Raw genomic sequence first — 22858 nt, forward strand, 5'->3', positions numbered from 1 at the left:
TGTTCCTATTTTTGAGTGAGATGTTGATGGTCCACTTCTTACATTTAAAAATTCATAATTTACTACTTTTGTTTCTTTTATACTTTCACCTGGGTTACTTGGTACTTCTGGTGTTGTATTTTCTTTACTTAAATATGTACTTGATACGTATGCTACTTTTCCATTATATTTTATTTTACTCCATCCATTGCTTTCAGATATTACTCCTACTTTATCTCCCTTTTTTAATGTTCCTATTTTTGAGTGAGATGTTGATGGTCCACTTCTTACATTTAAAAATTCATAGTTTACTACTTTTGTTTCTTTTACACTTTCACCTGGGTTACTTGGTGCTTCTGGTGTTGTATTTTCTTTACTTAAATATGTACTTGATACGTATGCTATATTTCCATTATATTTTATTTTACTCCATCCATTGCTTTCAGATATTACTCCTACTTTATCTCCCTTTTTTAATGTTCCTATTTTTGAGTGAGATGTTGATGGTCCACTTCTTACATTTAAGAATTCATAGTTTACTACTTTTGTTTCTTTTACGCTTTCATTATTTGAGTCTGGCTTTTCAGGATTTGTATTTGATGGATTACTTAAATATCTACTAGATACATAAGAAACTTTTCCATTGTAATTTATTTTACTCCATCCATTACTTTCTGATATAACCCCTACCTTATCTCCTCTATTTAGTTTTCCAACTATAGAATGAGATGTTGATGGTCCACTTCTTACATTTAAGAAGTCATAATTTACTACCTTTGTAGTATTCGCTCTAGTATTTATATTAGAATCTGAAACTTTTTCTAAATAATCACTATATACATAGCCTATTCTTCCATCATATTTAACTTTAGACCATCCATTGTTTTCTGATATTAATTCTAATATTGTTCCATTTTTTAATTTAGTTATAGCTCTATAACTAGTACCTGCACCATTTCTCATGTTAAGTCCTTCTATTGTAACTCTTCTTTGGTTATCTGAAGAAGGATTATCATTTGATTCATTATTAGATAATGATATGTATGTAGATGACGCCCATCCAGTATTTCCTTTATTAGTTTTTATTTTGTACCATCCGTCTGTTTGTTCTTCAATTGATACTTTTTCATCCTTTTTAACACTAAATATTACTGCATGACTAGTTGAAGGTCCACTTCTTACATTTAAATAACTTGTTGTAACAATTCCTGTTAAATCAGAAGCATAAACACTACTTACGGTCATAGGCACTGCTGCTAGTGCTGCTAATGCTATCTTTTCTTTCATCTATATTCTCTCCTTGTGGATAAATTTGACATTATATACGATTAGTATAATTATACGACAGTATATTTTTTTAGTAAATCTTATCCGACAAATAAAACTAAAATTTTGTAGTTTTTTTGTAACTTTTTCTAGAAATATAGAGAAATTTATATTTTAAAACATTTTTATTTGAAATATTTTTTATTAAGTACCTCTGCACATTTTACACCATATGGAACTTTTTTAAGTCCAGTTTCTTTTTTAAATACTTCTACTAAATTTTTATTATTTTCAATATAGCTTTTATGATTTGGATAAATTATTGGATATTCTAAATAAGACATAAAGTACTCTAAATCCCTTCCACTACATCTTTTCCAATATCCATCCCAAAGTGTATTATTTATATAGTCCCATTGTTCTATTGCCTTTCCATTTTCTATAAAGTACTTTATAGGGTCTGGAATAGGACTTGTATTTTTTTTGAATTCAAAATCTAATTCACATAATTCTTTTATATATTCTGTTATTTCTTCATTTAAATTTTTCATATTCTTTTCTAATTTTTCTATTCTTACTAAATCTACCTTTAATGAACTTTTCTTATATGCCTTTGCATATATTTCTAGTAATTTATAATCTTTATCATTTATCATATATCTCTACCCCTAAAAATATATTTATTATAATATTTTGATAAACTCTATTGTTTACCTCTTTTTTAAACGATAAATTGTTTGTATTTCTATATTTTATAAATTCCTTCTATCATAATATATACTATGTTATAGTAAATTCATAATATGTAATTAATTTAGTGGTTTTGGAGGATATTTATGAAGATAGGAGTTGTAGGACCTTTAGATTCTAGTAAAAAAATAAAAGAATATTTAAATGAAATAGATAATAATTTAGAGATAAAATTATATATAAGAGAAAAGTTAGTAGATGCACCAGAAGTAATAATAGATTGTGAAAATGAATGTGATGGAATAATATTTACAGGTTGTGGAGTTTATGAATCCGTTAAGGCTAAGTATAAAATAAACTTGCCTAATGTTTTTGTATCAAGAGGTAACGCAAGTATTGTTAAAGCTCTTTGGCAAATAAAAAACAGTAATATAAATTTTAATAAGTTTAGTATAGATGTTGTTGATAACGAGATTTTAAGTGATGCTTTATATGAAATTGACTTTGATATTAATAATGTATATTCTATGCCTTATTCTAATGATATTTCTGAAATGGATTATGCTAAATGGCATATTGATTTATTTGAAAGCAAAAAAACAGATGTAATGCTAACTGGACTTGCAAATGTTTATAATTACTTAAAATCAAAAGGATATCCAGTATTTAGACTAGAAGCAACTAGACCTCTTATAAGAGTAAGTTATAATGAACTAAAAAGTAAATATGAATTAAATAAAGCTAAACACTCTCAGATAGGTGTTGAAATTCTTAGCTTAGTAGATTATAAAGAAAGTATGGACAAGTATTACTCTAACATGATTAAAAGATGTGACCTTGATAAAATTATAGTTGAATATGTTAGGGATATACAAGGTTCAGTTTTTAATTTTGGTAGAGATGAGTATATAATATTTGCTCATAAAGGTGCTATTGAAAACACTATAAACTACAATAAATTGTTTAGTTTAAAAAATAAAATAAAATCTATTGGATTTTCTCTTGCTGTAGGTATTGGTATTGGAAATACTTCATATCAAGCTGAAACAAATGGATATAAAGCATTAAAGCGTTCTTTAGATTCTTCTGATTTTGATATATATTTAATTGATGAAAATAAGTTTTTAAAAGGTCCTCTAGGGTTAGATAGTGAAATTAACTATTCACTTATAGCCTCTGATGAATATACAATAGATATTTCTAAAAAGTCAGGACTAAGCTGTGAATCAATATCAAAAATTATAGCAATAAGTAATACTAGACAAAGTAAAATATATGATACAAAAGAGTTAGCTACACACTTAAATATAAGTGATAGAAGTGCTCGAAGAATTTTAAATAAATTAGTTTCAAAAGAACTAGCAAGAGTGTGTGCAAAGGGAACTAGTGAGGGAGTCGGTAGACCTAAAAACCTTGTAGAACTTTTATTTTAGTACAAAAAAGGGCTTATTAAAAGCCCTTTTTTTATTAATTATATAGTTCTATCGTATTTTTCTAAGAAGCTTAGGTACTCTTCTTTAGTCATTACAGGAGTGAAGTTATTTAATATTTCATTAGCTTCTTTTGCACCATCAAATAATAAATCTACAACAGTCATAGCCATAGACTTTGCAGGTACTATATATGCTAATTCTTCATCTACTATTTCATACTCTCTAGTATGAAGTGCTCCTTTTACACCACCTATCATTGGGTGAAGTGTTGGCATTAGGTGAGATATATCACCAAAGTCAAATGAACCTGTAAAATCTCCACCATCAACTATTTTTTCTGATTCTATTCCTAAATCAACTAAGTTATCACTAAATAATTTATCCATATCTCTATAACGAAGTATTGGTAAATATCCTGGTATTTCAGTTAATACTACCTCTGCTCCAACTGCATTACCACCTGCTATTAGTGCTCTATTTATTCTCTCACTAGCATCTATCATACCATCTATAGTTCTAGCTCTTACATATGATTCCATTTGAACATCAGCAGGTACAACATTTACTATATCTCCAGCTTTAGTTAAAATTGGATGGAATCTAACTCTTTCAGATTCTTTAAATGTTTCTCTTAGTGCATTTACATTATTTATAGCAAGCATTGCTGCATTTAAAGCATTTATTCCTTCATGTGGTGCTGAACCTGCATGTGATTCTTTTCCTATAAATTGAACTTTCTTTCCTATAAATCCATTACTTTCTGGACCTACTAATGCCTTATTTTCTCCCATATCTAATGAATGGAACATCATAGACATATCTATATTATCAAAGTATCCTCTTTTAACAAGTTCTTGCTTTCCACCAAAGTAAGTTATTTCACCTTTATTTTTTAATGATTGTCTATATTCTAACTCTATAAATTCTTCTGCTGGAGTAGCCATAAAAGATACTTTTCCATCAAGATTATCTAATACACCACTTTTAACTAATCCAACTGCAGCACCTAACATACCAGCTATTTGTATATTATGTCCACAAGTATGAGATGCACCTATTTCATTAGAGTGTTTATGCTCTTTACAAGATATTCCGTCTAATTCCCCTAATATAGATATATGTGGTCCTTTTTTATCACTATTTGCAGTAGCCATACATCCTGTAACAGCTATATTTTTTTCTACTTCTAGTCCTAATTCTTCACTTAAAAAGTTTGCTACAGCTTCAGTAGTTTTATATTCTTTATATCCGTATTCTGGATTTTCATATATTCCACGACCTACTTCTATTATTTTATCTCTATTTTCATCTATTGTTTTTATAATTAATTCTTTTAATTTAGCTTTATTCATAATTAGTTCCTCCCAAAATATATAAATATTTGTATTATATTAAACTATATAACCCCTTGCATTTTTAGTACTATATGTCCTATAGATGCACAAGCAAAGAATATTGTTGTGAACACTACTAAAGATATAACTACTATTTTCCAAGACATTTTCTTTAATTCTTCTATTTTATTACCTACAGATATTCCGGCAAATGCTAGTAGCGGTGTAGTTATAGCCATAAAGTTTATATTTGCAACTTGTTCATTAAATACATCTGATACTGGGTTTCCTGGTATACTAAGTATTAACCCTATTATTGTTGCAAATCCAAATGCAGGAAATATTGATTTTGGAAATAAATCTTTTAATATCATTGCTGCCATAGCTGCTGCTATCATTATTAACATTCCAGGAAGAGCTGTAGTTATTGCTACTCCCTTACTTATATATTGCCCTATTAAAATCATAGCTCCAACCATTAGCATGACTATAAGTTGATTAAAACTTTTTTTAACATTTATATTAGCAAACATTTTTTATCCCTCTCTTTACTAAGCTACACTATTTTTTGATGTTTCTTTAGACTTTCTACCTATTTTAGGCTCTAAAACTTTATATAACTTATTTGTAAATGGTAAAGTTATAAATACTAAGAATATTAGTCCAGTTAAACTAGACATCATATTACTTGTAGCCCCATATGAAAGTATAGTATCAACCATAGCAGGATCAGCTGCTATTTCTGGTACTTTTGTAAGTGCTGCTGAAGCTGCAGTCATCATACTACCACTACCAACTCCTGTTGCCATACCAAGTGCATATGGATGAAGACCTGTATATATTGAAACAGAACCTAGTATAGAGAAGTATATAGTTCCTATTACTGTTCCCATTAAATATGTACCTAAAACACCACTACCTTCTGGTGAATTTATTCCGTATTTTTCAGATATAACTCCTAAAGAAGTTTCACGACTTATACTAGAACAAGCCCCCACAGCTTCTCTTTTAAAACCAAATAGTAACGCTAAAGGAAGTGCTACTATAGGTGCTAGTATATGTCCAAATTCTTGAGCTAAAAATGCTGGACCTGCTTGTATTATTTTTGCAAGGTTAGGACCAACTGTTGAACCATACTTTATACCAAGTAAAACAAGTGCGATACCAACAACATCTCCAGCTATATTTATTTCTTTTTCCCCAACTATTTCTTTTAATACTTTTATTTTCTTCCCTAATAAATCTGGTGTGATTATAATTCCTATAATTACTGCATATAACATTGGGAATAATACTAAGGCTACAGAACCTAGTTTAACTGTATACTCTCCAATAAATTCACACCCTACAACTATTAATAAAGTTGCAAGCATAACTTTCATAAGATTTTTGTTATTTTCCATATTTCCTCCCTAAAAATATAAGTATTTAATAAGGCAAAGTTCCCCTTTTTTAAGAATACGTTTGCCCACTTTCAAAAATAAAAGCTTTACATAAAATATTTAAAGCTTTATTTTTGACATGTCATTAAGTTGTCCGTAATTAAAGAATAAAATATTTGGAGATTTTTGTCAATATATTTTTCATCTTAAACATTTGTATTTAAAAAATATTCATTTCAAAATGTTATTGACAAAATTTGTATAAAGTGATAAATTTTAAAAGTCAACTTTAGTATAGATTAACTTAATGTTAACTAATATCAAGAAAAGGGGTAGGTAAATTGAAGAAAAAATTAGTTGGTATCTTAGTAGCATCTAGTATGATGTTAATGGTTGGCTGTAGTGCAAAAGAAAGCAATAAAACGGAAGCTGAGGAAATCAAAAAAGTATTTGTATATGGTAGTTTAAGAAGTGATATGTTTAACTACGATATATATTTAGACGGAAAAGTAACGAAAAATGATAAAGCTACTATAAAAGGTGATTTATCCCATATAGAAAATAAGGGGTACCCTGCTGTAACACCAGGAAATGGTGAAGTAATTGGGGAGTTAATGGAATTTAAAGATTTTGATTCTACTTTAAAAGAATTAGATGAATTAGAAGCTTATGAAGTAGGAAAAGAAAATGAAAATGAATATAATAGAGAAATAGTAGATGTTAAGTTAGAGGATGGAACTACAGAAAAAGCTTATTATTATGAGTATAATCCTCCAGCTGAATACAATAAAGATGATAAATTAGTTCCAGTTAAACATGGAGACTGGAAAGTATATATGGAAGAAAATAATAAAAAATAATAATTATATTAAAAAATAACACTCCATGTATATTATATGGAGTGTTATTTTTTAATTATTTAATAAACTAATTTAAATATTATTTTCTATTTTCTAAGAATTTAACTAAGTTATTAACTGTAGCCATATCACTTCTTTCTAAGTCTGTTGGCTGAAGTACTATTCCTAATCTAGATTCTATTTCAAGTAATACTTGTATTATAGCTAATGAGTCTAAAAGCTCTGCTTCAAATAAATCAAAATCTAAATCATCTCTTATTTCATCACTACCTAAAACATCTTCAAATATTTCTATAACTGTTTCTTGCATTTTATGTCCTCCTTAAATTAAGCAAAATATCCTGAGAATATTAGTAGTCCAAAACATGCTATATTAAATGTTACAAATATTTGCACATATTCAAACCATTTCTCTTTTTTATGCTTTTTGTAGAATTTGGATTTTTTCTGATATATATCTGTAAGAACTAATGCTAGACCTTGATATATACCATATACTATATAAAACCATGTTAAACCATGCCAAAATCCCATAACTAACATTGTTATCATTTGAGCAACACGACCTGCTGTGGCTCTATTTTTAAATCTTTTCTTTCTCATAGAAGATATTAAATATCTTGAGAATATATAATCTCCAAACCATCTAGAAAGACTTATATGCCATCTTGTCCAGAATTCTTTCATATCTTTACTTATAAATGGTTTGTTAAAGTTATCTGGTGCTTTTATACCAAATATATAACTTGTACCTACTGCAAATAAACTGTATCCTCCAAAGTCAAAGAATAAATATAAACTATAAGCATACATATAGCTTAGTGCATTTTTAAAAGTTATATCAGTAGGTATTTTTGACATCCAGTAAACATTTATTAAAAATGCTATTACAAACTTATATCCAATCCCCATAAATATTTTTTTAATACCTGGAGCTAAATATTCATTTACATATTCGCTTCTTGATATATTTTTTTCTAATTCTTTTTCAAATCTTCTTGATCTATCTATTGGTCCTGAACTTAATGTTGGGAAAAATAGTACAAAGTAAATCATATCTAATAATTTTACTTCTTTTATTGCCCCATCATAAATTTCTATAACCATTTGTATTGTTCTAAAGTTTAAATAAGATATTCCTATAAAACCAATAGTCCCCATTGATGTATATGGTGATAATTTATTAATTATTATTGGAGACATTGATGCTAATAAAAATAATCTATATACAAGCTTACTGTCCGTTTTCTTTCTTACATATTCATATCCTTTAACTACTATAACTTCAATTACCATAAAGGCTATTAAGAATTTTAGGTGTACATTTACTCCAACTATTAAAAGTATCATAAATGCAGTTGCTATCATTCCATAGTACTTTATCTTTTTTTCACAAAGTCCTAATATTATAGCTGGTATTGACGTTAATAATAATATATAAAGATAAAAATAATCTCCATATTGTGAAAAAGTCATTAAATTTCCTCCATAAGTTTCTTTCTATCTATTTTTCCGTTTATGTTTGTTGGGAATTCATCTATAACCTTTATATTTCTAGGAATCATATATGATGGTATATATTTTCCTAATTCTTTTTTGATTATCATCCCATTTTTAAGATTGCTTAGGGAGTTCTTTTCCTTTAATTGTACTATACCTGTTAAGTATGCTATTTTTTCATCCTTATAAACTGGTATAACTACTGCATTTTTTATATTTTCAACTTTTCTTAAGTTGTTTTCTATATCTTCTATTTCTATCCTAAATCCGTTTAATTTTATTTGGAAATCTTTTCTACCGTAGTAGTATATTCTTCCATCTAGAAGATATCCTATATCTCCTGTTTTATAAGCTCTATGTTTTACTCCATCTATTTCATCAAAGTAAAATACTTCATTAGTTTTTTCTTCATTGTTGAAGTATCCTTTTGAAACTGAAGGTCCTATTATTACTATTTCACCTTTTTCACCTTCACCTAGTTCATTTCCCTCTTCATCTATAATTTTTATCTTACAGTTTTCCATAGGGAATCCTACAGGTAAGCTTTTTTCATCTTCTACTAATTCCATAGTCATATCATTTACACTTACTCCAACAGTAGCTTCAGTTGGTCCGTATCCATTTATAACTCTAGTATTTTCAAATCTTTCTAAAAGTTCTTTTGTTAAACTCTTTGGAAGTGCTTCACCTATAAATATCATAGATTCAAGTTTTGGTAACATTTCACTATTAAAGCTCTTTTCTGTTACACAAACACCTGCAAATGATGGTGTTGAAACCCATACTGCCATATCAGATTCACCAAATTGTCTAAATAGTTCATTGTAGTCTGCTAATACTTTCTTTGTTAAAGAGAATAAAGTAGCACCATGAACTAATCCTGGATATATAGATGTAACTGATAAGTCAAATGAATATGCTGCTTGATTCATTATTACTTTTTCACTTCCATCTATGTTTAAATATGGACTAATCCAATCAACAAAGCTATCTAAGTTGTTTGAACTTATTTGAACTCCCTTTGGTTTTCCTGTACTTCCTGATGTAAATAAGATGTATGCATTTTCATCATCTTTTACCCAGTTAGATTTATCTATTTCTTTATTTTCATATTTATTTATAATTTCTTTTAATTCATTTTCATTAACTACATTTAAGCCTTCTAAGTTTACTTCACTAAAGTTAAATACAACTTTTGGCTTAATTTCACCAGTTACATCATATACTCTATCTAGTGGGAAACTTATATCAAGTGGTACATATGCTCTTCCTGATTTTAGGGCACCTATCATACATGCCATTATCATATTTTCCTTGTTTCCATATATAACTATTGGTGTGTTATCTTCATGTATATCTTTTAAATATAAAGCTATTGCTTCTGAGTACTTATCTAAATCTTTATAAGAAAGACTTTCATCATTACATTTTAATGCTATCCTGTCTGTATTTGCGTATTTTTTTATACCTTCAATGATTTTCATTAGTAATCCTCCTTATTAAAATTCATTATATATAAATGGTAATTCTTTAAATGATGTAAATGTCATCACTAATATAGCCGCTATTATAACTATTGTTAATGTAATACTTATCATTAAGTATTTATTGTTGATCAAATTTTTTAAATAATTTTTCACAAACATCTACCCATCCTTTCGTACCAAGGTGCATAACATCCCTTAAGTAATACTTTTCAGTTTCTTTGTCTCTTAAATCTATAACATCAAAACCTTTTTGTTTTGCCATTTTCTCTGCTTTATCATAAAAAGCATGTCTTTCTTCTCTTGATATTCCTGTTAAGTTATAGAACTTGTCCATAGCTGGAAGCATAACAACTACTGGCTTTATTCCTAAATCTTTACATACTGATAATGTTAACTCATAATCATCAAATTCTCTTGATTCTAATAGATTAACATAATCGTATCTACCTTTCATTTTATCTAGGTTTTTACCAAAGTTTTTCTCATAGTACATTTTGTCTATACATAAATCATTGTTTCCAACTCTTTTTTTAGCATCTTCAATTGCTTGTTTTGTTTCATTTTCCCAGTTAATAGGCTCTCCTTTTTTAACTTCTTTTTTCTCAGGAGCTCTTAATAACTTTCTAAATAACATTCCCTTGTCTTTTAACACTACTTCAAATTGTCTTGCTTTAAAGTAAGGGTGTAATATAGTCTTTTCTACTTTTGAAATGAATGAATCACTAATATATAACTTTGCATATACAGCTTCTGGCTTAAACTCTCCAGATCCAGCTAATAGCTCAATTGTTCTTTTTGCAAACTCCTCTTTATTTTCCTTTGATATTTCAGGATTTTGTAAAAAGGCATAGAATTGAACAGGTGAAAATCTACCTTGATAATGTTGAGGTGTAACACCTTCTTTATCCATAAACCACTGCATAGAAAGTAGTAATACAACTTTTTTATCTTTTATATTAGGGTCTGTACTCCCAATTATAGTTGCATCTTGTAAATTTTGAGTATATGCCTTCCCTATTGTAAAAACTCCATTTTTACTTCTATTTGTATTGAAATAGTAAGTAGGATGTTGCTTTGTAGCAAGTCCTAGTTCTGATGAACCTATCATCATAATATCATTTTGTTTTAAAAGATGATTATTTAATATAATTCCCTTATCCTTTTCCGAGCTTAGAGGATAATTCATTACAGGAATTAAGTCTCTTTTATTTAATAGGTCTTTTATCTCATGGTCTAGGAATTTGTCTAGTCCGAATAAGAATATTCCCCCTATTAATATCGGCACAATGAAATAAGTTATTTTTTTCATATTTCTCTCCTCTAATTTAATCGTAATACCTAACTATTTTATTACTTTATCGACATATATTCAATAACACTTTTGTAACTTTATGTTTTTTTAAGGTATTTTTAAGGTTTTTTTAAATTATTTTTAAAATCATTTTACACTTAAATATTTTATTTTTATCATATTTCAAATAAAAAATATAAGTTTTTTATAATTTTTCTTTTAGTTAGTAAAAATTTGCATATCAAAAAAGTATAGATATATATCTATACTTTTATCTTTTGTATTATTTTTTTAGTTTTTAATAGTTTTATATAAAAAAACCTTAATTATTTAAGTTTAGTTATTTTTCTAATATTTAAATACTATATTTATATAGTTAGTATTTTTGTTATCAATAAATATATAAATATATTTTTATTATAATGTATAATTTAATTTTTTAATAATTTTGTAACCTAATTTTTTTAAATTCTATCAATTTTGTCATTTATAATATTTCTAACTTGAACTTCACTTATGCCAAATTTTCTAGACAGTTCCTTATAATTACCATTAAAATCTTTTTTCATAATTTTATTCCTAACAGATTTAGTAATACTACTTTCATTAGGAATGTATACGCTACTTCCCCCAGCAAACTTAACAAGCTTTTTAAAGGAATCTATTCCAATAACATCAGCTAAATCCTTAATAGACTCTGGTAAATCATCTTTAGTCAAATAATCTAGCATAAAATAGCACCTCCACCTTTAACTTAAATTATACTTAACTTTCAATATTTTTAATATACTTCCTTCTATTTTTAATTATAAAATACAATACCCTACGTCGTGTTTTCATACATAGGTATTTAAATTTTTTTATAAAAAACTTTAATTTCTATTAAAACTCAAAATACCTATACTTATTATCAAGAACTACAAAAAAGGGGGAATGATTATGGCAGTAGTAGCAACTAAAAATCTATCAAGATTAAAGATAAGATTTGACTGTGGTATGGATGATGTAACTGGAAAGACAAAGGTAAAAAGTAAAACTTACTCTAATGTTGACCCAGAAGCAACAGATGATGATGTATATGCTGTTGGATCTGTTATAGCATCACTTCAAAATAATACGTTACTTGAAGTAGCTATAATAGGTAACACTACATTATCAGAATAGGTTATTAAATTATATGGAGGTGTATTATGGAAATTACAAAGAAATTATTAATGAGCTTTATGACAACATCAGGAAAAAAAGTTTCTATATCAGTAGATGACCCTAGAGAAAATTTAACTGAATCAGAGATAAAGACAGCTATGACTACTATACTTTCTAAAAATATATTTAAACCAGGTGGAGAAAACTTTGCTTCTTTAGTAGAAGCTAAGGTTGTTGAAACTGGAACTACTGAGTACGACTTTGTTTTATAGTTAATAAGGCTATGCTATTTTTAGCATAGCTTTTAATTTATTGAAAGGATGTGTTTTTATGAATTCTGAATTACAAACTCTTATAGCTTCTGTTGGCTTTCCTATAGCCCTTAGTATGTATTTGCTTGTAAGGATTGAAGGAAAGCTTCAGGTTCTATCTGATAGTATTAATGAGTTATCTAAAAATATAATAGGAATGAAATAAATGAGCCGTAAAATACGGCTCATTTGTTGTTTATATTAAGTTATCATAAAATCAACTTCTATTTACTCATAGCCTACTTTAAACACTTATCTACTATGTTTTCTACTATAATCATATACTTTTCAATTGACTCTATAAACTCTTTAATTGTGATATTTTCATCTATTGGTATATTAATAGATGCTATCGTGTTAGACCCGTTGTAAGGTTTTATATTACTATCTCCAAGCTCATGAATTTCATTATGTACTAAACCTTTTACATAATCTCTTTTAGTTATATATTTTTGATAATCTTCTTCATTTGTTTTTTCTATTAATCTTTTTCTAGGTATATATGGACTAGGTTCATAATGTAGAGGTAATGTCATCTTTTTATTAAAAATATCAAAAGATGCTTCTAGATGTATATCATAACAATCTTTTGTTATTTTATAAGTATTATTTATAAATCGTGCTTCCTCTTTTCCTATCCAACTATCTTTAGATATTTTTGCATAATAACTTAACCTACCATTTCCACCTGCCTTTCCAATTTCTCTAACACTTAGTCCACTTTTACCGTTTATATTTTTTACTATATTTTTAAACTTTATAAATGCCCTAGTTTTATCTTCTTCATTAAAACAACTATCTATAAGTTTATCATATTCATTAATATCTAAATCTTTATAGAAATCTTTTAATATTGATACAAAATCACAATATACTCTTTTTAATACTTCATCTTCAATATCTACGTCTACATTTTCAATTAAATCTTTATATGTTATGTTTTTAAATTTATCCCCAGTAGGTATTTGTTCAGGAATTAAAGTTAAAAATATAAACTCTGTTGTTAAATCTTTATTTTTTAATTCCAATAACTTATTATCTACTAAATCTTTTATACATTTTTCATCTGAATACCTTAAAGTTTGATTAAACCCTTCATCTGCCTTTAACTTATTTTCCACTATTAATAATCTTGAATCTTTTTCATTTTCTAATGTTACAATTATATCTGGAATACCAGCTGATGTTGCTATTCTTGTATAAGCTTTAACTTTAAAATCTGATGGATTTTCTATATTTAAAATATTTTTTATAAATGAGTTTTTAAATACTTTAGATTCATTTATTAATCCAACTATTAAGTTGCTTATTATATCTTCTTTGTACGTTATTCCTAATAAGTTTACTATATTCATTTTATCCCTCATGTTTTATAATTTATAAACAATATTTATTTTTCAACTGTAATATTATACCATATTTTATATTTACCTGAATCTCAAATGAAAACATTTACAACCATTCTAATGTATATCCATACTTTTTATGATTTATAATTAAGTCTAAATCATCTAATATATTTTATTCTAATTATTTATTTACAATTTTTTTGTATATTAATTCCATTTTAGGACATACTTTAAATATCCTACTAAAATAAATCCATTATTATTTTTTATTCTTTTTATTTAATATAATTTTCACTAATTAAAAAAGACAGGCATCGGAAACCTGTCTTTTTTATTGCTTAAATTGTTGATTTTTATTATTTATAATTAATTAAATTCTAATAACCCGCATCATCAATTTTCCAATTGCCTTTTTCATTATCTCTTATCAATACCCATTGATAGTCTGTGTATGTGGTATTTGGTTCTAAAACAGGATTATCACCAGAGCCATCAACATCAAAATCTGATAGTAAAACAATAACATTTTCTGCCTTAGCTCCATTTTCCAAACCATTTCCATATTCTAAATAAGCATCAACCCAATGATTAGATTTCTCTTCATCATACCATATCTTTGTTAAAGTAGATCCTTCAAAACTAAAATTATCTTTAACACATTTAATTGCATTATCTATTTCCTCTTTAGAAAATTTAGTAGATTCACTAACTTCAATTTTAATATCATTAGATACTTTTCCTTTATTACAGCCAACTAATGAAAATATTGATAATATAAAACAAAGACATATAATAAGTTTTTTCATATAACTCCCCTTTTATTTAATAATTTGTTATTACTATTATTTTACATAACTTTGTAATATATCTCAATTTTCATATTATATAAACTTAGTTTCTCTATCACCTAATCCTATAATTAAGCTTCTTTCCTCTAATCTCACAAATATAATCCCCACACATCTCAACAATCCTACTGCCAATAGCCTCATCAATATCTATAAGCTCACTAACTTTCTTTTCACAGCTTACAATAACAGGCAAATTATTAAAATACCTATGATTTACAATCTCAAAAATAATATTAACATCACTATGGCTTATCCTACCCTTAAACAAATCATCAATCAAAAGAACTCTAGCATTTTTATACCTATTCATAACATTGTTATAATAAACTTCATCCATAATATTTTGCTTAAGCCTAGTTATAACATCTCTATAACCCATATACACAACACCAACACCACTATCCATAAGCTCATTACAAATAGCAAGACTTAAGTGAGTTTTACCAGAGCCTACTTGTCCTAAAAACATAATAGAATTTCCTCTATCATTTTCAATTTCATTAAAAAACTTTACATAATCACTAGCCTTTTTATAAGCATCCATTAGAATCATATCTACTGAGTAGTCAAAGTTATCAAATCTTTTATTTCTAAACTTTTCACTTATTCCACTCTTTTTTAAAATATCTTCAGCTTCTCTAACTTTTCTACAACTACAAGGAACTGCTACACCATCATTTATAATAAAAGTCATATCTCTACACTTATAACATCTATATTCTTTTAAGTTCTTCTCTGAACTTTCTAAGTTGTTCTTCACTTGGCTTTTTATAAAGTACTCCATCCTCTTTTTCATATTTTGTGGTACATTTAAATTTTTTAGACTCATTTTTATACTTTCCATCACTACCACCCCTATTTATCTCAACATCTCTATATTTTTCTTTTTCTTTTTGTTTTTCTTTTTGTTTTTCTTTTTCCCCATACCCATACTCAAAGTTATTTTCTACTTTAGTTATGGGTATAGATACACTATCCATAGTGGTAATATTTTTATTTTTTATGTCTATAGCGTATCCATACCTATGACATTCTTTTAAAAATAAATTTATAAGGTCAATGCTTTTAATATCTAAAAGTTCTTTTTCTACGCATTTTTTAACCTTTGGACTTACCACCTTGTTGTGCTTAAGCCAATTCTTAATAAAAATCTCCTTACTTTCCTCACTATAAATAATTTTTCCATAGTCCTCAAATCTTTTAAGAAGCTTTTCTACTGTTTCTCTGTTGTATCCTGTTTCTGTTTCTATAATCCTTTTAGGTAATTCATATATTCCACATTGGCTAGTCTTGCTATTTGTCATAAGGTAAATATAAAAATATTTCTCCTCTGGTGTTAAATCAAGTACAAAACCATCTTGCCAATAATCTATGTGTATATGCCTATAAACTGCCATATTAATCCCCCTAATTTTAAGCTTTTAAATCCATAATTAATTTTTCCTTAAATTCTAAACACTCTTGATGTAGTAGTTTTCATGTACTTTTTAGCTAAATCAGGATGTTCTTTTTTTAATCTTTTAGAATCTAATATATTTTTACTTTGCTTTTTCCAACTAATTTTTCTATCCCCAATATAAGCTATTTCATACTCTTTCATTTGACTTTGTATATATTGTTCTATAGCCTTTTTCTCACTATCTAACTCTTTTATAAGACCTACTACATCATCATATCTATTTAAGTAATTTTCCTTTTCAAATAGTATTATCTCTTCTTCTTTGCTTTCTTTATAAAGATTTTTAAGTACCTTTGAATAATCATCACTTCCATCTGGTATTGGGATATTATCTCCTAGTACACACTTTTCCCAAAACATTTTCTCTAACTTCATAATATCTTCTATTATTTCTTCATCTCTATCAATCTTATGAATAACCAAATCTTCATTACCTATAAGTGCTGCTACATAACAATGAGTAGCTCCTGTAACTGCCATATAATGATAACATTGTACTTTATAATTAATTGGCACCCCATTTTTCCATTCTCCTTTAAAGTAGCTTCCACTTACCTTGCACTCTAAAAATGCTTTTTCTCCTACAATAGCTCTATCAATATTTGCTATTGCAAATGGATATTTATCATTTTTAAGTATCCCATTAATATTTCTGACTTTCTTATTAGTTTTTAAGGCAAATTCCTTAGCTACAAAATCCTTTAACTTATTACCTAGCTCTATTTTGTAATTTGTATAAATAGTATCTTCAATATGTTGTGTATTTTTATTTAACATACTATTTATAGTTTTATCATCTATATTGTTTATGTTATTTTTTATATAGTTAAGTTTTTCTAAATATACACTTACAGAGCTTTTGTATGGATTAAGCCCAACTACGCTAGATGCATCACTTCCACCTATACCTTTTCCCCTTTCCTTTAACCACTCATATTTACTCATTTTCTTTGTATTATGAGTTATATTAGCCTCTAAAAATTTTCTCATTAGTTTATCCCCCTTTATATTTATTTGTAAGTTTTTTCCTAGTAATATATAATACTTCTGAGGTGATTATTTGAAATTAACTGATAAACAGCAATTTATAATATTTTTATTACTTGCCATAGGTTTAAGTATATTTGATGCTATATTTTTACCTAATACCAACTTTAGTTCTTATAATTTTCTAATTAGCGTATTTGTTGTAATTATATTAATTAGAGTACTTTATAAATTTTTTAAAGATTTTAAATCATTTACAAAAATAGATATACTAGGATATATAGTTGTTTTTATTATTGGTTTATCTTTATTATTTACTGTTAATACTTAATATGGTTAATTTTAACCATTATTTTTTTATCTATTTGTAAGTTTTTTCTAAAAAATATTTTTGACCTTTTCCAGTTATAAGTGTTGTTGTGGATATTATTTCACCTTCACTTGTATTTAAAATGCTTTCAGATACTTTAAAAAGCCCTCTTTCTATATACACTTGCTTTGGCATGTTCTTTTCTTTACCACTTTTTATAAGATATCCATTATCTCTTAACATACTAAATAGTCTATTTCTTCCTATTTTTATGTTATTGTTGTTTAGTATTTTAGCAAACTGTCCTATTGTTATAGCATCTTCACTTGTAGCTATAGTTTTTGCAAAATTTACAAGTGGCTTATCTAGTTCTATAGTTTTTTCAAGCTTTCTAGCCTTTTTCTCTACTAACATTCTTTGATTTCTTTCTTCCTTTAACTTAGTTACCATTTGTATTATAAAGTCTGGATTTTCTAAAGCTTTTTCAATAACATCTTCATTCATATAAGCTCCATTTTTTCTAATAGAAGGTATTACTTCTTCCATTATCCACTTTTCAAATCTTTTTGCACTAGGTAGTTTTGACCTAATAATTAATCTATACACATTACTTTCATCTATAAATTTCTTTCTAACAAATTGTATTATTTCACTTTTATTATCTCTAAAACCAGTAACTACCCCCACGTCGGAAAAAATTACCCCCTCTTTTTTACAATGTCTTATTATTGCATCTCTAGGATTTACATATCCTAATATCTTAGCTATTCCTATAGCCTCTATATATTCCTTGTTATTTACTACTATTACATTTATTTCTCCAAATTCCTTATTAAAAAATACCTTTAAATCTCTCATATAAATCCCCTTTGTATATATTTATTATCATTTTTTTATAATTTAGCTATTTTTATTACCTTTTGGTAATATAATAAGTAAAAATTTTTGTATAACTAATTCTCAATATCTAAATTTAAAAATATCTCATTTACTTCTTTAATATTAAGATTTAATACCTTACTTATTTTTACTACTTCCTCTAATGAAAAATCTACCCTTCCATTTTCTTTAAGATTATAAGTTTTTGTATTCATCCCCATCATATTTGCTACTTTAACTTGTGTTAATCCAAATAATGCCCTTTTTGATTTAAGTATTCTAAGTCCCATTATTTTACTCCCCTATCTCTATTTTATTTTTTTATGATAAATATTTTTTTGCTCCTTTGTAACTAAATATTACATCCATATTTTGTAAGTGTCAATTAGTTTTTGGTAATTTTATTATACAAATTATCATTTTTTTTAGTAATTTGTATGTTTTGTATATTTTTATTACCGTATGTACATTTTTATTTCCTTTTTAATAACACTGTGATATTATTAAAATATAACTAAATAATGTTAATTTTAACCAAAGGAGCGTGAAGAATTTGGAGACTATTGCACAGAGAATTTCTAGAGCTAGACGTTATTTAAATTTAAATCAAAAAGAATTAGCAAAAAGAGCAAATATAACAGAGGCTAGTTTATCTAGATATGAAAATGGATTAAGAGAACCAAAATCTGCCGTACTTTCAAGACTTGCTGATGCACTTGAAGTGTCTACTGACTACTTACTAGGCCTTACTGATGAAAGAACTTATGATGAATGTGATATAACTAAAAGAAGTGAAAAAGATATTAAAAACATATTAGAAAATGCTGAAGAAATGTTAAAACAAGATGGATTAATGTTTTGTGGTAAGCCAGCTTCTAAAGAGGCCATAGATGGGGTTTTACAAGCTATTAAAATGGGGATGCTTTTAGCTATAGACAAAGAAAAGAATAAATAGTAATAACTTTTAATTTTTTGAGCGAAGCGATTTTTGAGCAACGGACGAAGTCGTTGGCGACATGAGCAAAGCGATTTTTATGAAGGGGAGATTAATTTTGAATTTAAAATATATAAAAGAAAAAGTGAGAATTCTAAAGAAGTATTATCCAGAATATAGTGCATTAGAATTACTTCATCAATTTAAAGTTGTTACTTCTTGTTTTGATGATATTTTTGGGACTGACTTACCTGAGGGGTGTTATTTTAAAATTGGTAATACAAAGTATGTACTTATAGACCCTAATCTTTCTGATGAAGATAAAAAAAGAGTTTATACTCATGAACTTGGACATGTACTACTTCATCCAGATATAAATACTTTAGAGGTTGAAAAATATGATCCGATTCTTTATGAAAAACTTGAAAAGGAAGCTGATACTTTTGTAGCTGAGTTTTTATTAGATGATGATGTTTTTATGAAATACTTTACTGGTTGTAATTATAAAATAGCAAATCATGAAAAAATACCTGTTAGGTATGTTAATATCAAAGTAAATAATTTAGATAAATCTGTTAAAAAACACTATGAACAACTTTTTGCTACAAATTCTCACTATGTTTCATATTAAATAATATTGGTAATACTTTTTACCAATTTATTTTTATGCCTAATTTTAAATATTTATAAAAATTTTTTAAATAAAAAAGAGCAATATTTCTAATGCTCTATTAGTTTTAGTATATTAAATTTGACCCTCTTCAATTAACTGAGAATGTGTATTATCTATCATAATTTTTATTTTACCTCTATACATAAGTTTAAATATGCCCCACGCTATAATCCCACCTAATGTATTTAATATTAAATCTTCAACATGAACAACTCTTGTATACGTAAGTCCAAATATATTCATAACTAACTGAGTTAACTCTATTGATAATGATATTAAAAAAGTTATCTTAGTAGCGGATTTTAAATCTCTTGATTTTTCACTTTTTGCACATATATACAGTATAAATGGCATTAATAAAATTAAATTTCCAACTATATTTCTTATTATACTTCCAAGGTAATTTGCACCTTTAAAATAATCTATAAATGGAACTATGTTTATATTACACCTTTCTATAAAGCTTAATTCCTGTAAATATGGAGACATTTCACCTATAGTTATAGGTAAAATAGTTATTCCTATAAGTAAAAATAAATATATAACAAATAGATTAGTTAAAATTTCATCCCCAATGTTAAATTTAATCCCCTTTTTCTTTCTGTTCATTAAGATTATTATTCTTGCAATTATCCATATTGGTAATCCAAAAATAAATAATCCACGTAGTTCAAATGAATACATATCTTACTCCCCTTCAACTATTTTCCAAAATTTACTATAATTAATATATCATGATTGTAAATTTATATCAATTAGGTTATAAGAATATTCACTTGCCTTTTATTGTTTCAAATAGTTATTTTATTTCTTTTTCAAAAATAATTTGATAACAATATGATGCTTGATATGGTGCTATACCAGTATTTTCATTTACTGGAACAATAACTTGCTTTAATCTCCATCCATTTTTTACTTCTTCTTGAATAGTATTTTTACATTCCTCAAAAGTATCACCAGTTTTAATATTCCATCCTTTTTTTAATGGCACTTTTATAAATTTATACTCATACATATAACTTCCCCCCCTTTATTTAATTATAGCAATTGTTACAGGTAATATATAACAATAAAATAGAAGCAAATGCTCCTATCTTATAAAATAATAGTATCTATTTAAATTTATATAATAAATAAAATATCATTTTGATAGTAATTTATTAAGTACCCTTTTTTTGTATTTTCCTATTTTAGATACATCATGAGTTTCTGAATATATCCCAATAAATATTAATGTAAAACCTAATCCAACACATATCCCTTTTATAAACTCTGGAAGTAAATTAGTGCAATTTCCTAACAAGAAAATAACATTAAATAACAACCCAAAATTTATATAATTATTTAGTCTCTTCATATATATCACCTCCACCCCTTTTATAATATATATTCTATACAGAAATTTAACTTTCGCAACTATATAATCCTTATAAAAAAGGCTAGGCAAAATGCCTAACCTATAACCTTCTTATCATATATTCCTTCCAAACTAGCCTTTCTAACCCTATCCCTTATAACATCCTTATCTATAGTATAAAATCCTAGCTCTTTCATCCTATTAAAATAAATACTTCCTGCAAATGTAAATCTTAACTTATCTCCACCTTCTTTGTGCATTTCATTATTAGAATAAGCTAAAAAATCACCTATTAATAAATTAGTTGGAAGTTGAAGTAAATACATTCCAACACAGCTTCTAGCTGCATTATGTCCTGCCAAGCTTCCTGTACATATTGCCTCTGTATGACCTACATAAAATCCTGATTTTTCTCCACCAACAAATAAGTTATTTATACCTTTAGCTCTCATATAGTTATCTCTTTTAGCTACAGATAAATATCTAATAGAATTACCCTTACCACCAGCATATGGGTCAACTATACAAGCATTCTCAAAGCCTTTAACTTTTCTTAGTTTTTCTATAGCAAAAAATGGACTCATAAGTTTTGCATGACCTGTATCTAGTAAAACTATATTATCAGAAAATGCAGGTAGAGCATATTGTTGACATACCTTTAAGTCTAACTTCTTTTCATTTTTAAGTTCATCAGGTAACGCTATTACTGCACATCCTTTTTCATTTAATTCCTTTTGTATATCTTCACTTAAAGATTCTTTTAATAATTTCATAGAACCACTAAATGCACCAAAGTCACCATTATTTCTTCTTCCCATCATATCTTCTAATCCACAAGTTTCACTTATACTCACTCTTCCTCCAAAAGATGGACATCTTAGTACACACATTGCACACCCATTACCATACTTTGTACAGTTACCCATAGGACCTGCTGAACCTGTTGTTTCAACAAATGCTTCACCATATACTTTTTCTCCATCTTCTAAAATTACAGCTTTTATATTACCGTTTTCAACCTCTGCATCTACAACTCTGCTAAATAATCTAACGTCTATTCCCATTTCTATTAATTTATTTCTTACTTGTCTTTCTACCTTTGTTACATTATACAATGTAGCATGATCATGTCCTGGGAAATTTATATCTTTATGAGTACAATATTTATCAGTGATTTCAAATAACTCTCTATCACCTAGTGCTATTGCTTCTTCTGCTGCTGTATATCTTCCGTTATTTCTCATTATTCCACCAACATTACCTAGACCTATTAATAAGTCTGTTTTTTCTAATACGGTAACATCAGCACCTGCTTTTTTAGCAGATATGGCAGCAGCACATCCTGACCATCCACCACCAATAACAACTACTTTAGGCATT

At 27.0% G+C, this 22858-nt stretch carries 29 protein-coding genes; 8 read left to right on the forward strand and 21 right to left on the reverse strand.

Annotated features, from left to right (window positions below; genetic code table 11):
* Window positions 1–1266, reverse strand: a 1266-nt coding sequence (locus I2H23_RS15465; RefSeq protein ID WP_271932958.1) for an SH3 domain-containing protein, incomplete at its 3' end; no start/stop codon positions are given.
* Window positions 1267–1430: 164 nt separating this feature from the next.
* Entirely contained in the window at window positions 1431–1901 is a 471-nt protein-coding gene (locus I2H23_RS06050) for a hypothetical protein (RefSeq protein WP_092924715.1), read from the reverse strand.
* A 180-nt stretch (window positions 1902–2081) separates the two neighbouring features.
* Between I2H23_RS06050 and I2H23_RS06055 the strand changes: the two genes are divergently transcribed.
* Window positions 2082–3368, forward strand: coding sequence for a transcriptional regulator (locus I2H23_RS06055; protein WP_195581310.1), 1287 nt, complete (start codon window positions 2082–2084; stop codon window positions 3366–3368).
* Between the two features lie 38 nt (window positions 3369–3406).
* Here I2H23_RS06055 and I2H23_RS06060 read toward each other — a convergent pair whose 3' ends face one another.
* The 3 genes from I2H23_RS06060 to I2H23_RS06070 are packed head-to-tail and all read right to left on the reverse strand — an operon-like array spanning window position 3407 to window position 6105.
* Window positions 3407–4720 carry a M20 family metallopeptidase gene (locus I2H23_RS06060; RefSeq protein WP_195581311.1) on the reverse strand — a complete coding sequence of 438 codons (1314 nt, stop codon included), beginning with the start codon at window positions 4718–4720 and terminating at the stop codon, window positions 3407–3409.
* A gap of 44 nt (window positions 4721–4764) precedes the next feature.
* Window positions 4765–5235, reverse strand: coding sequence for a hypothetical protein (locus I2H23_RS06065; RefSeq protein ID WP_092924709.1), 471 nt, complete (start codon window positions 5233–5235; stop codon window positions 4765–4767).
* Window positions 5236–5253: 18 nt separating this feature from the next.
* Window positions 5254–6105 (reverse strand): DUF3100 domain-containing protein, encoded by an 852-nt coding sequence (locus tag I2H23_RS06070; RefSeq protein ID WP_195581312.1) that lies wholly within the window; start codon window positions 6103–6105, stop codon window positions 5254–5256.
* Between the two features lie 320 nt (window positions 6106–6425).
* Here I2H23_RS06070 and I2H23_RS06075 point away from each other — a divergent pair, with 320 nt between their 5' ends.
* Complete coding sequence (locus I2H23_RS06075) at window positions 6426–6944, forward strand: gamma-glutamylcyclotransferase family protein (protein WP_195237324.1); 519 nt, start codon at window positions 6426–6428, stop codon at window positions 6942–6944.
* A gap of 79 nt (window positions 6945–7023) precedes the next feature.
* On the opposite strand, the gene dltC is transcribed toward I2H23_RS06075, so the two are convergent.
* The 5 genes from dltC to I2H23_RS06100 all read right to left on the reverse strand — a co-directional run bounded on the left by dltC (window position 7024) and on the right by I2H23_RS06100 (window position 11953).
* Window positions 7024–7254, reverse strand: a complete 231-nt coding sequence (gene dltC, locus I2H23_RS06080) for a D-alanine--poly(phosphoribitol) ligase subunit DltC (protein WP_092924705.1) — start codon at window positions 7252–7254, stop codon at window positions 7024–7026.
* 17 nt (window positions 7255–7271) lie between these two features.
* Window positions 7272–8420 (reverse strand): D-alanyl-lipoteichoic acid biosynthesis protein DltB, encoded by a 1149-nt coding sequence (gene dltB / locus I2H23_RS06085; RefSeq protein WP_195581314.1) that lies wholly within the window; start codon window positions 8418–8420, stop codon window positions 7272–7274.
* Window positions 8420–9928 carry a D-alanine--poly(phosphoribitol) ligase subunit DltA gene (gene dltA / locus I2H23_RS06090; RefSeq protein WP_195581316.1) on the reverse strand — a complete coding sequence of 503 codons (1509 nt, stop codon included), beginning with the start codon at window positions 9926–9928 and terminating at the stop codon, window positions 8420–8422. Before dltA ends, dltB begins: the two co-directional genes overlap by 1 nt.
* Before the next feature lie 121 nt (window positions 9929–10049).
* Window positions 10050–11240: a D-alanyl-lipoteichoic acid biosynthesis protein DltD gene (dltD, locus tag I2H23_RS06095; RefSeq protein WP_195581317.1), complete on the reverse strand. Its 1191-nt coding sequence runs from the start codon at window positions 11238–11240 to the stop codon at window positions 10050–10052.
* A gap of 446 nt (window positions 11241–11686) precedes the next feature.
* Window positions 11687–11953 (reverse strand): Mor transcription activator family protein, encoded by a 267-nt coding sequence (locus I2H23_RS06100; RefSeq protein WP_092924697.1) that lies wholly within the window; start codon window positions 11951–11953, stop codon window positions 11687–11689.
* A gap of 208 nt (window positions 11954–12161) precedes the next feature.
* On the opposite strand from I2H23_RS06100, the gene I2H23_RS06105 reads away from it, so the two are divergent.
* Genes I2H23_RS06105 through I2H23_RS06115 form a run of 3 tightly spaced genes read left to right on the forward strand, consistent with a single transcriptional unit; the run spans window position 12162 to window position 12845 of the window.
* Complete coding sequence (locus I2H23_RS06105; RefSeq protein WP_195581319.1) at window positions 12162–12386, forward strand: DUF1659 domain-containing protein; 225 nt, start codon at window positions 12162–12164, stop codon at window positions 12384–12386.
* Window positions 12387–12412: 26 nt separating this feature from the next.
* Window positions 12413–12640 (forward strand): DUF2922 domain-containing protein, encoded by a 228-nt coding sequence (locus I2H23_RS06110; RefSeq protein ID WP_195581321.1) that lies wholly within the window; start codon window positions 12413–12415, stop codon window positions 12638–12640.
* A gap of 58 nt (window positions 12641–12698) precedes the next feature.
* A complete protein-coding gene (locus I2H23_RS06115; RefSeq protein ID WP_195581322.1) occupies window positions 12699–12845 on the forward strand; it encodes a YvrJ family protein in 147 nt (48 codons plus the stop codon).
* 73 nt (window positions 12846–12918) lie between these two features.
* On the opposite strand, the gene I2H23_RS06120 is transcribed toward I2H23_RS06115, so the two are convergent.
* The 5 genes from I2H23_RS06120 to I2H23_RS06140 form a co-directional block, all read right to left on the reverse strand.
* Window positions 12919–14034 carry a hypothetical protein gene (locus I2H23_RS06120; protein ID WP_195581323.1) on the reverse strand — a complete coding sequence of 372 codons (1116 nt, stop codon included), beginning with the start codon at window positions 14032–14034 and terminating at the stop codon, window positions 12919–12921.
* A gap of 371 nt (window positions 14035–14405) precedes the next feature.
* Window positions 14406–14834, reverse strand: coding sequence for a DUF4829 domain-containing protein (locus I2H23_RS06125; protein ID WP_195581324.1), 429 nt, complete (start codon window positions 14832–14834; stop codon window positions 14406–14408).
* Between the two features lie 97 nt (window positions 14835–14931).
* Window positions 14932–15708, reverse strand: coding sequence for an ATP-binding protein (locus tag I2H23_RS06130; protein ID WP_243248237.1), 777 nt, complete (start codon window positions 15706–15708; stop codon window positions 14932–14934).
* Window positions 15593–16276 carry a replication protein gene (locus tag I2H23_RS06135; RefSeq protein ID WP_195581326.1) on the reverse strand — a complete coding sequence of 228 codons (684 nt, stop codon included), beginning with the start codon at window positions 16274–16276 and terminating at the stop codon, window positions 15593–15595. Before I2H23_RS06135 ends, I2H23_RS06130 begins: the two co-directional genes overlap by 116 nt.
* A gap of 47 nt (window positions 16277–16323) precedes the next feature.
* On the reverse strand, window positions 16324–17328 hold the full coding sequence (locus tag I2H23_RS06140) for a YqaJ viral recombinase family nuclease (protein ID WP_166505796.1): 1005 nt from the start codon (window positions 17326–17328) through the stop codon (window positions 16324–16326).
* A 70-nt stretch (window positions 17329–17398) separates the two neighbouring features.
* Here I2H23_RS06140 and I2H23_RS06145 point away from each other — a divergent pair, with 70 nt between their 5' ends.
* A complete protein-coding gene (locus tag I2H23_RS06145) occupies window positions 17399–17656 on the forward strand; it encodes a hypothetical protein (RefSeq protein ID WP_195581327.1) in 258 nt (85 codons plus the stop codon).
* Window positions 17657–17686: 30 nt separating this feature from the next.
* Here I2H23_RS06145 and I2H23_RS06150 read toward each other — a convergent pair whose 3' ends face one another.
* Together I2H23_RS06150 and I2H23_RS06155 are read right to left on the reverse strand one after the other, a co-directional pair.
* Window positions 17687–18493: a phage antirepressor KilAC domain-containing protein gene (locus I2H23_RS06150; protein ID WP_092924679.1), complete on the reverse strand. Its 807-nt coding sequence runs from the start codon at window positions 18491–18493 to the stop codon at window positions 17687–17689.
* A gap of 95 nt (window positions 18494–18588) precedes the next feature.
* A complete protein-coding gene (locus tag I2H23_RS06155) occupies window positions 18589–18804 on the reverse strand; it encodes a helix-turn-helix transcriptional regulator (protein WP_092924677.1) in 216 nt (71 codons plus the stop codon).
* A 263-nt stretch (window positions 18805–19067) separates the two neighbouring features.
* On the opposite strand from I2H23_RS06155, the gene I2H23_RS06160 reads away from it, so the two are divergent.
* Both I2H23_RS06160 and I2H23_RS06165 read left to right on the forward strand, forming a co-directional pair.
* Complete coding sequence (locus tag I2H23_RS06160) at window positions 19068–19469, forward strand: helix-turn-helix domain-containing protein (RefSeq protein WP_195581328.1); 402 nt, start codon at window positions 19068–19070, stop codon at window positions 19467–19469.
* Between the two features lie 97 nt (window positions 19470–19566).
* Window positions 19567–20079 carry an ImmA/IrrE family metallo-endopeptidase gene (locus I2H23_RS06165; protein WP_195581330.1) on the forward strand — a complete coding sequence of 171 codons (513 nt, stop codon included), beginning with the start codon at window positions 19567–19569 and terminating at the stop codon, window positions 20077–20079.
* Between the two features lie 114 nt (window positions 20080–20193).
* On the opposite strand, the gene I2H23_RS06170 is transcribed toward I2H23_RS06165, so the two are convergent.
* The 4 genes from I2H23_RS06170 to I2H23_RS06185 all read right to left on the reverse strand — a co-directional run bounded on the left by I2H23_RS06170 (window position 20194) and on the right by I2H23_RS06185 (window position 22857).
* The gene (locus tag I2H23_RS06170) at window positions 20194–20805 is read right to left on the reverse strand and encodes a VanZ family protein (RefSeq protein WP_166505800.1); all 612 of its coding nucleotides are present in this window, start codon (window positions 20803–20805) and stop codon (window positions 20194–20196) included.
* 115 nt (window positions 20806–20920) lie between these two features.
* Entirely contained in the window at window positions 20921–21136 is a 216-nt protein-coding gene (locus I2H23_RS06175; RefSeq protein WP_166505801.1) for a DUF4177 domain-containing protein, read from the reverse strand.
* A 126-nt stretch (window positions 21137–21262) separates the two neighbouring features.
* The gene (locus I2H23_RS06180; RefSeq protein WP_195581332.1) at window positions 21263–21478 is read right to left on the reverse strand and encodes a hypothetical protein; all 216 of its coding nucleotides are present in this window, start codon (window positions 21476–21478) and stop codon (window positions 21263–21265) included.
* Between the two features lie 95 nt (window positions 21479–21573).
* Window positions 21574–22857, reverse strand: a complete 1284-nt coding sequence (locus tag I2H23_RS06185) for an FAD-dependent oxidoreductase (protein WP_195581333.1) — start codon at window positions 22855–22857, stop codon at window positions 21574–21576.
* Window position 22858: the final 1 nt, after the last annotated feature.

Source organism: Romboutsia sp. BSD2780061687b_171204_C1, assembly GCF_015560225.1.
Classification (GTDB): Bacteria; Bacillota; Clostridia; order Peptostreptococcales; family Peptostreptococcaceae; genus Romboutsia_C; species Romboutsia_C hominis.